Genomic DNA, 8,691 nt, shown 5'->3' with positions numbered 1-8,691 from the left:
CAACGGGTATACTTATATATTATATTATTTAATTATAAGATTGTGGGCATTATAAATAATTATGCGAAACATTAATTATAATACTATTATATAATAATTTAAGTTCTGTATCAATATATTTTATAATATTTTCTTAGTATAAATAGTACAGATTAATATACTGTACTATTACCTTTAACTTTTAATGCTCTCATAGAATTTAGAACTGCTATAAGTGCAACTCCAACATCTCCAAAAACCGCCATCCACATATTTGCTATACCTAAAGCCTCTAAAATTAAAATAATAACTTTTACCCCTAATGCAAATACAATATTTTGATATACTATTTTATTAGTTCTTTTTGCTATCTTAACAACCGTAGCTATTTTAGAAGGTTCATCCGTCATAATAACTACATCAGCTGCCTCAATAGCTGCATCTGATCCTATACCACCCATGGCAATTCCTACATCAGCCCTTGCAAGTACAGGAGCATCATTTATTCCATCTCCTACATAAGCTATCTTTTTATTCTTTTCTTTTTGTCCATCTATATACTCTAATTTTTTAACTTTCTCATCAGGCAAAAGTTGAGCATATACTTCATCAATACCCAATTCATTTCCTATTGATTCTCCTATTTTTTTATTATCCCCTGTAAGCATTACAGTTTTTCTTATTCCTATACTTTTTAATGCATCAATTGCTATTTTTGCATCTTTTTTTATTTCATCCGATATTATTATAAATCCAATATAAGTCTTATCTACAGCTATATGAATTACAGTTCCGATAGCATTAATACGATTGTAAGATATATCCTGATCATCCATAAACACTGAATTTCCAACTAAAACTTCTTTATTATCTATAATTGCTTTAATACCTTTTCCCGATATTTCAGTATAATCTTTTACTAATTCTCTATCTATATCTTTATTATATGCTTTTACTATGGAAGTAGCTATTGGATGATTTGAATAAGCCTCTGCATAAGCTGCATATCTTAAAACATCCTCTTTTTCAAAACCGTCACAAGATTTAATATCTGTAACTTTAAATATTCCCTTGGTAAGTGTACCTGTTTTATCAAAAATAACTGTATCTACATTATTTAAAACTTCCAGATAATTTCCTCCCTTTATTAGTATTCCTTTTTTAGATGCGCCTCCTATTCCCCCGAAGAATCCTAATGGCACTGATATAACCAATGCACATGGACAAGATACTACTAAAAATCCAAGAGCTCTATATAGCCATTTTGAAAAAATTTCATCAGGTACAATCAACGGTGGCAGCACAGCTAATGCTATTGCTAGTCCTACTACTATAGGAGTATAATATTTGGCAAATTTTGTAATGAAGTTTTCTGTAGGTGATTTTTTACTACTTGCATTTTGAACTAAATCCAGTATTTTGGATACCGTAGATTCTCCAAACTTTTTATTTACCTTTACAGTTAAAAGTCCATTTTTATTTATATATCCTCCAAGTACAACATCTCCAAATGACACGTCTTTTGGTACTGATTCACCTGTCAATGCTGAAGTATCCACCATAGAATTTCCTTCTATTATTTCCCCGTCTATAGGAACTTTTTCTCCCGGCTTAATCAATATTAAGTCCCCTATATTCACAACCTCAGGATTTACTTTTTTTATGCCATCTAGAGTTTTTAAATTTGCAAAATCAGGCTTTATATCCATAAGTTCAGATATGGATTTTCTCGATCTATCCACCGCTTTATCCTGAAAATATTCTCCTATTCTATAAAAAAGCATTACTGCTACGGATTCTGGAAATTGTCCAATTGAAAAGGCGCCTATACTTGCAATGGACATTAAAAAATTTTCATCAAATACTTGACCATGAGAAATATTTTTACATGACTGCAGCAATACATCTTTTCCTATCATTAAATAACTTATGAGATAAAGCGTAAATTCAGTCCAATGTGAAAAGTTGAAAATAGTTGCAATAGCATAAATTATTATTCCTGATACAAGTATTATTTTTTCAATTTTACCGATTCCTTCGTCACACTCTTCTCTATCTATTACTTCTGCATTTAAACCATATATAACTTCTGCATCAGGTTCTATTTTACCTACTATGGATTTTATATTTTCAATAGTAGAATCAACATTCGAATCATCATAGAGTTCAAATTTAAGTTTTTTTGACAAAAAATCCAAAGATGCATTTTTTATTTCTGGTATTTTTTTTACTTTATCCTCTATCTTTGCCGCACAATGTGCACAATCCAATCCATCAATAATTGCCGTTTCGCTCGAAGTCATTTTTTCTTTTATATTGGTATCTTTTAAGTCCACTCCAAGAATATCATTCATTATATTTCCCCCCACAGTATTTGACGTTATTGTTACATGTGAACATATGAACATATATCGTAATATAAGTATAGTTGAATAAAATTTAATTGTCAATATTATAATAAAAAATAGAGGTAGTTTGAAAGTACTTTCAAACTACCTCTATTTTTTTAACTTTACTCTATATCTGTTACTTCATATCCTGCATCTTTAACAGCATTCTTTACAAGATCATTGTCTATATCATTTGAAGATTTTATAACAGCAGTTTTACTGTTCAAATCCACTTTTACACTTGAAACTCCATTTATGCCTTCCAGAGATTTCTTGACATGCTGCACGCAGTGTTGACAAGTCATTCCCTCCACATGTACTGTTTTCTTTATTTTACTACCAAAAAACATAATATTACTCCTTTCATATTTCATTTTATTTTATTCAATTTATATTTTACAATTGATAATTGACAATTTAATCATATTACTTGAGCAGGTTTATACCTTTTAAGCCTCAATGCATTTAAGAGTACTGAAACTGAACTAAAGCTCATAGCAAGAGCAGCTATCATAGGATTTAAAAGCGGTCCCCCAAATATGAACAGCACTCCCATTGCAACAGGTATTCCCAATGTATTATATCCAAAGGCCCAAAAAAGATTTTCTTTTATATTCTTTATGGTTTTTTTACTTAAATCTATAGCAGTAACTACATCCATTAAATCACTTTTTATAAGTACTATATCTGCTGATTCAATAGCCACATCAGTACCAGAACCTATTGCCATACCTATATCCGCCTGTGCAAGTGCAGGTGCATCATTTATTCCATCCCCCACCATTGCAACTTTCCTGTTTTGTTTCTGAATCTTTTTAATTTCATTTGCCTTATCTTCTGGAAGTACTTCTGCCAAAACAGTATCTATACCTATTTGCCTTGCTATAGCATCTGCAGTTTTTTTATTGTCACCTGTTATCATAGCTACTTCTATTCCAAGAGAGTGCAGTTTTTCAATAGCTGCCTTGCTGCTTTCTTTTACGGTATCAGCTACTGCTATTATTCCTGCAAGCCTATTATCAATAGATACATACATTGGAGTCTTTCCATGAGATGCCAGTTTATGAAATTTTGATTCCATATCATCCAGAAGAATGTTATTGTCAATCATAAATTTTCTGTTTCCCAAAAGGATATTTTTATTATTTATAACTGATAGGATACCATGGCCTGGAACTGCATGAAACGAATCCAACTTTTCAATAGCAATTTTTCTATTTTCTGCTTCTTTTACAATAGCTTCTCCAAGTGGATGTTCAGATGCCTTTTCACAAGAAGCGGCAATTCCAAGCAAATAGTTTTCATCAATGTTTCCAACTGCATATATATCAGTTACTTTAGGCTTGCCATCGGTTATAGTCCCGGTTTTATCAAAAACCACTGTTTGAATTTTATGAGCAGACTCAAGTGCAACTCCACTTTTTATAAGCACTCCATTTTCCGCACCTTTTCCTGTACCTACCATTATTGCTGTAGGTGTAGCCAATCCAAGTGCACATGGACATGCAATTACAAGAACAGATATAAATATAGTTATAGCAAATACAAAAGATTCGCCATATATAAGCCAAGCAACAGAAGATAGTACTGCAAGTGTTATAACTACAGGTACAAAATAACCCGCTATTATGTCTGCAAGTTTTTCTATAGGTGCTTTGGATCCTTGTGCTTCCTCTACCAACCTTATTATTTGTGAAAGTACAGTGTCTTTCCCTATTTTAGTAGCTTTGTATTTTATAAATCCATTTTTATTTATACTTGCTCCAATAACTTTGTTGCCTGCTACCTTTTCTACAGGTATGCTTTCTCCTGTAAGCATTGATTCATCAATAGATGTTACTCCTTCAACTATTTCCCCATCTACTGGAATCTTTTCTCCAGGTCTTACTAATATTACATCCCCTACCTTTACTTCATCAATGGGGATCTCAACTTCAGCCCCATTTTTAATTATCTTGGCAGTTTTAGGTGCAAGTCCCATAAGTTTTTTTATTGCCTCCGATGTCTTTCCCTTGGCTACTGATTCAAAATACTTTCCTAAAGTTATAAGTGTAAGTATTACTCCTGCAGATTCAAAATACATATGATACTGTATTCCATCAATAAATGTCTTGACAACAGACACTGTACTGTATAAAAATGCTGCCGAAGTACCAATGGCTATCAGTGAATCCATATTGGGACTTCTCCTAAATAAGGATTTGTATCCTACACTAAAATATCTTCTTCCTATAATCATTACAGGTACTACCAAAATCAACTGTATCAGTCCATAAACCCTGGTATGGCTCATTGGATCTATATAAGCCGGAAGCATATTACCAGTTTTTTCAAGAATCATCGGTCCCATGGCTACAATCAACAATGGTATAGCAAATACTGCAGACATTATAAATCTATTCTTTAATTCATTTATCTCCTTCTCCTTCCTCTGTTTGTCATCATCAGCTTGTTCCCAATCTTCTAATGCCTTATAACCAGCCTTCTCTATAGACTTTTTAACATCTTCAATTTCAGCTTTTTCAGGATCATAACTTATCTTTAGCTTTTCTGCTGCAAAATTTACATTTGCCTCACTTACACCTTCTACTCTAGAGGCTGCTTTTTCTATATTTCTAGCACATGCCGCACATGTCATACCTTGTACTTGTAAAATTTTACTTACCAAATTTTATGCCCCCCTCAATCAAAATTTACTAATCCAATAATTTTTTTAAAAGACTCATTATCTCATCAACCTTTTCTTCACCTTTATTATTTAAAAATGCATCCTTTACGCAGTTATCCAAATGCTGCCTAAGTATCATAAGATTTGCTCTCTTCAATACTGCCTGAGCAGCTATTATTTGATTGGATATATCTATACAATATCTCCCATCCTGTATCATTTTTATTATTCCATCAATCTGTCCCTTTGATGTTTTTAACGCTTGTAAAGCTCTTTTCTTATCTTCATTCATGCAACAATCCATAGCTGTATCCTCCCCACCCCTGTAGGGTGTCATGTAGTAAAAAATATAAATTTAAACAAAGATGTTTAAATTTACTTTAAATAATAATGATTCTCATTTCTTTTCTTATTATACTACTTAATTTTAATTTTTCATAGTCTTTAATAAAAATTTTTCATTTGTATATATTTATACAAGTTCCCAATCTTATATATTCCTTTGCTTTATAAATATCCTCATCAGACATTGCAATACATCCATAGGTCCAGTCAGATTTTGTTCCACCTCCATGAATTCCTATTTCTCCTCCCAAAGTAGTATGCCATGGTGGTGAAATTTTTTCATCAATAGCATCCTTTATTTTATTATATGTAATTTTGTTTATTAAATTTTTATTCAAACCATTTTCTGCATCTTTTATATTAGGATAGCTTATTCCAAAAAAATATTTATACTTGCTGTTTGTATTTATATAACATACGTAATAACTACCTTCTGGAGTCTTGTTATCCCCTTCTCTTTCTTTTTTGCCTTCAATCTGTCTTCCCAATCCTATTTTAAATCTTCCTATGAGTTTTTTGTCACCATACAATTCAATGATCTTTTTGCTTTTGTATATTGCTATAGAAGTATTTACAGGTTCATTTAAAGGTTTTTTAAAAAATATCTTTTTTTGATTTGTTATATTTTTTGAATTTACAGATATTGTCTTATTGGTATTATTGATTTTAACATACTTTCTTATGGATAGCCCCGAAATCAAAATCATTAAAATTATACCAAATATCAAAAATATCACAGGAAAAATTATATTTTTATTTTTCATTTGATCACCTAATATATTTTTACTTTTTGATTATAGTCATTTGATTTGCTGTCTTAAACGACTGTACATTTATTTTTAAGCTCTATTATATTATCGACTAACTCACATACATTCTTTTTCCCATTGTTACTATTATTTTGGGTACTTTGTGTAATCTTAAAATTACTGGATGAATTTTTAATTTGAATATCTACTAAGTCAGCAATAACTATAATAGAAAAAATACTAATGGCAATTATCAATTCGATTAAAATGTTTTTTATTTTTTCCATAAATGGCCTTTTCGTATTAATACATTCCCCTTTTAAATAAATTAATTATATTGTTATTTTATCATGTCACCTATGGATTGTCTAACATTTTATTGTTTCAATTACATATAATGTAATTGAAATTTATTATATACTTACAGATTATTATGGAGTAAATTTACAATCTTACGTAATTCCCTTATTGGAATCTGACCTGGTGCTGAAATATTTTTAGCTGATCCAAATGTCAAATCACTTCCAAACAATTCTCCTGACAATCTGCTTATAACACCTTTGCCTGACATAGACATAGTAATAATAGGGCCTTTTGCATATTTCTCCTTCATAATACGAGTTGCATCCAGCAGTGTTATAACATCTTTAGTGGAATTTGGCATAACTGCAATTTTAGAAATATCGGCACCCAATTGTTGAGCTCTGCATAATCGAAATATTATTTCATCTTTAGTAGGTGTTTTATTGAAATCATGATTTGATATAATTATTGATACACTATTCTCGTGAGCTCTTTTTATCAATTGCTTTATATCTTCAGCTTGATTAAACAATTCAATATCAACAATATCAACAAATTTTGTATCAATTATAGAGGTATTCAATTTAATGTAAAATTCTCTTGTAACTTCTATTTCCCCACCTTCACTAAAGCTTCGAAATGTAAAAATCATAGGTTTGTCATAAAGTATTTCTCTAATTATCTTTAATACTTCTTTAACTTTATCTATGTTTTTAACATACTCAAAAAAATCTACACGCCATTCTACAACATCCGGATTAATCTCTTTTAAAAAATTTACTTCATCAACAATATCATCAATAGTTCTACCTACTATTGATACACATATTTTAGGATACCCCTCTCCAATTACAACATTTTTAACTTTAACTGGAGTATACTGTTTAATATTTATAGATTTGTAATATATTGAAATTATTTTATTTATTAACTCTTCTATATTACAATTATTCTCAACTAAAAAATCAGTATATTTTCTATACAAATCATATCTATCCTTAAAAATTTTTTCTATTTCTGCAGTACCATTTTTTAAAAGTGGTCTATTTGATATGTCTACATCACTAACTATATCTTCTATTTTTCTATCTATAAAAATTACAGCTCCATTTTGTTTTAAATTTATTATATTCTGTTTATTCTTTATTACTCCGCCGCCTGTTGATATTATGATGTCTTCTTTATTGCTAATCTCTTCTACAGCCTTTAATTCTATATTTCTGAAGTATTCTTCCCCTTTTTCTTTAAATATTTCTGGAATACTCTTATTGTATTTACATTCAATGTATTCATCTACATCTATAAATTTTTTATTTAATTTAGAAGAAATGCTTCTTCCAATTGTAGTTTTGCCACAACCTGGCATGCCTATAAGAACTATATTTTTATTTTTGAATTTCATATTATATACATTCCTTCTGCTATAAAATATACTTTAATACTATTTTTGTACTTCATTATAAATCTCATCTATGATATTCATAGATATGCTTTTTTTCTGCCAGATTTGTTGAGATGCTACAGCTTGGGCTACCAGCATATATAATCCATTAACTGTTTTAATTCCCAATTCCTTCCCGTACTTTAGAAACAAGGTATAATTAGGATTATATATCAAGTCTACAGCTACACTAAAATTATTTAATATTTCCTTATCCACCGGAGAAACTTCCACATTAGGGTACATTCCACAAGGAGTACAATTTATTATAACATCTGAATTCTTTATATTATAAAGTTCTTTGTAAGATATAATTTTACAATTATTTCTATTAGGTCTTTCAGGATTTCTGCTTACATATGTAACATCACTGCAATTATTGTCTATGAGATATCTAACTGCTGCTTTAGAAACTCCACCTGTACCTAATATAACTATATTTTTATTGGATATATCTATATTATACTTTTTCAAGGTTAACCCAAAGCCATAATAATCTGTATTATATCCTTTTAATTTATTATCACAAAATTCTATTGTGTTTACTGCTCCTATTTTTTCCGCTTCCACAGACACCTCGTCTATACACTTCATTACCTCAATTTTATGCGGTATGGTTACATTGATGCCTCTACATTTTAAAGTCTTCAACGCTTCTATACCCTTCTTTAAATTTTCACTCTCTATTTCAAAAAGATTATAACTTCCCCTTTTATTGATCTTCTTTAAAATAAGATGGTGTATTATAGGGGAGAAGCTATGTCCCAATTTTCCTCCTATAAGTCCATAAAAATCACTCATATCAATACCTCCTGA

General features: G+C 30.1%; 7 protein-coding genes and 1 pseudogene. All 8 read right to left on the bottom strand.

The annotated features are described in order from the left end of the window. Window positions 1–152: 152 nt before the first annotated feature. The 8 genes and pseudogenes from KM800_RS12190 to aroE all read right to left on the bottom strand — a co-directional run bounded on the left by KM800_RS12190 (window position 153) and on the right by aroE (window position 8,676). Window positions 153–2,333, bottom strand: coding sequence for a heavy metal translocating P-type ATPase (locus KM800_RS12190; protein ID WP_217813335.1), 2,181 nt, complete (start codon window positions 2,331–2,333; stop codon window positions 153–155). 158 nt (window positions 2,334–2,491) lie between these two features. Then, window positions 2,492–2,719 carry a heavy-metal-associated domain-containing protein gene (locus KM800_RS12185; protein WP_217813334.1) on the bottom strand — a complete coding sequence of 76 codons (228 nt, stop codon included), beginning with the start codon at window positions 2,717–2,719 and terminating at the stop codon, window positions 2,492–2,494. Between the two features lie 71 nt (window positions 2,720–2,790). After that, complete coding sequence (locus tag KM800_RS12180; RefSeq protein ID WP_254906553.1) at window positions 2,791–5,037, bottom strand: heavy metal translocating P-type ATPase; 2,247 nt, start codon at window positions 5,035–5,037, stop codon at window positions 2,791–2,793. A 28-nt stretch (window positions 5,038–5,065) separates the two neighbouring features. Then, entirely contained in the window at window positions 5,066–5,329 is a 264-nt protein-coding gene (locus KM800_RS12175; protein ID WP_023625401.1) for a metal-sensing transcriptional repressor, read from the bottom strand. Between the two features lie 166 nt (window positions 5,330–5,495). Then, window positions 5,496–6,146 carry a L,D-transpeptidase family protein gene (locus KM800_RS12170; protein WP_217813333.1) on the bottom strand — a complete coding sequence of 217 codons (651 nt, stop codon included), beginning with the start codon at window positions 6,144–6,146 and terminating at the stop codon, window positions 5,496–5,498. A gap of 406 nt (window positions 6,147–6,552) precedes the next feature. Beyond that, window positions 6,553–7,323, bottom strand: coding sequence for a type I 3-dehydroquinate dehydratase (gene aroD / locus KM800_RS15555; protein ID WP_330655625.1), 771 nt, complete (start codon window positions 7,321–7,323; stop codon window positions 6,553–6,555). Between the two features lie 33 nt (window positions 7,324–7,356). After that, a pseudogene (locus KM800_RS15550) lies at window positions 7,357–7,836 on the bottom strand (shikimate kinase); the annotation flags it as partial. Between the two features lie 39 nt (window positions 7,837–7,875). Next, window positions 7,876–8,676 carry a shikimate dehydrogenase gene (gene aroE / locus KM800_RS12160; RefSeq protein ID WP_217813331.1) on the bottom strand — a complete coding sequence of 267 codons (801 nt, stop codon included), beginning with the start codon at window positions 8,674–8,676 and terminating at the stop codon, window positions 7,876–7,878. Between the last annotated feature and the right edge of the window lie 15 nt (window positions 8,677–8,691).

This window comes from Clostridium tyrobutyricum (assembly GCF_019144085.1).
Taxonomy (GTDB): Bacteria; Bacillota; Clostridia; order Clostridiales; family Clostridiaceae; genus Clostridium_B; species Clostridium_B tyrobutyricum_A.
Note: the sequence above shows the minus strand (reverse complement) of the source record. Positions and strands in the feature narration are given on the sequence as shown.